Origin of the sequence: Streptomyces recifensis (assembly GCF_002154615.1) — a bacterium.
GTDB lineage: Bacteria > Actinomycetota > Actinomycetes > Streptomycetales > Streptomycetaceae > Streptomyces > Streptomyces griseoluteus.
In genome coordinates this window covers 1-1,124 of record NZ_MUNH01000883.1, presented here as the reverse complement: position 1 = coordinate 1,124, position 1,124 = coordinate 1, and the positions used below count along the sequence as shown (strand labels likewise).

General features: G+C 71.6%; 1 protein-coding gene. It reads left to right on the top strand.

All coding sequences use genetic code 11. From position 1 onward, the window contains the following. Window positions 1–524: 524 nt before the first annotated feature. The coding region (locus tag CCN33_RS30570; protein WP_140394779.1) for a DUF3417 domain-containing protein at window positions 525–1,124 on the top strand (600 nt) is incomplete at its 3' end.

Genomic DNA, 1,124 nt, shown 5'->3' with positions numbered 1-1,124 from the left:
CCGGCGGTGGGGCCTTGTGGGCCGGCCGGGCCGGTTTTCTGCCGGCCGCCTTGCCGGGGGTCACCGGTGCTGACGAGTGGTGCGTGGCGGGCATGACCGCTCCTGTCCGCGTCGACATGGGTGTGGGCCGGGTGTGCGGGCGACGGTTCCTGGGTGCTGTGGTGCCTGGTGCGTCGTACCGGGGGAGCCTTCCCATCCCGTTCGGGTGGGCAATCCGGAACTTTGGTTAACTACTCGCGCGTACGGTTGGGTACGGGCCCGGCCTTACGTCTCCCGGATTCCCGCCCGGCGTGCCTTGACTCCCCCCGGTACGACGGGGTTCGGCCAATTCCCGGCACTTCCCGGCGCTTGCGCACCCCGCGCCCCTCGTCCGCGCTCCGTTCCCCTGCGTACCTGATGTGCCGTAATCGGGCCGCTTCACCCGGATGCCTCCTCGGTGACGCCCCGGTAACCACTACCGTCGACAATGACGACGAGACGTACAGCGCCGTGCGTCTCACCATGCGACGCGTCCGAGGTGGAATGTGAAGGCGATCCGTCGGTTCACCGTCCGTCCAGTTCTCCCCGAACCCCTCCGGCCGCTCAGCGACCTGGCGCGCAACCTGCGCTGGTCCTGGCATGCGGAGACGCGCGACCTGTTCCAGTCCGTCGACCCCGGGCACTGGGCCGCCGCCGAGGGCGACCCGGTGCGGCTGCTGGGCCGGGTGAGCCCCGCGCGGCTCGCCGAACTGGCGGAGGACCGGCGCTTCCTGCGCCGGCTGACCGCGGTCGCCGACGACCTGGACGACTACGTGACCGGCGATCGCTGGTACCAGCAGCAGGGTGACGGGCTGCCCGCCGCGGTCGCGTACTTCTCGCCCGAGTTCGGCATCACCGCGGCGCTGCCCCAGTACTCCGGTGGCCTCGGCATCCTGGCCGGCGACCACCTCAAGGCCGCCAGCGACCTGGGCGCCCCGCTGATCGGCGTCGGACTGCTCTACCGGCACGGCTACTTCCGCCAGACCCTCTCCCGCGACGGCTGGCAGCAGGAGCACTACCCCGTCCTCGACCCCAACGAGCTGCCCCTCGTCCAGCTCAAGGAGGACGACGGCACCCCCGCCCACGTCTCCCTCGCGCTGCCCGGC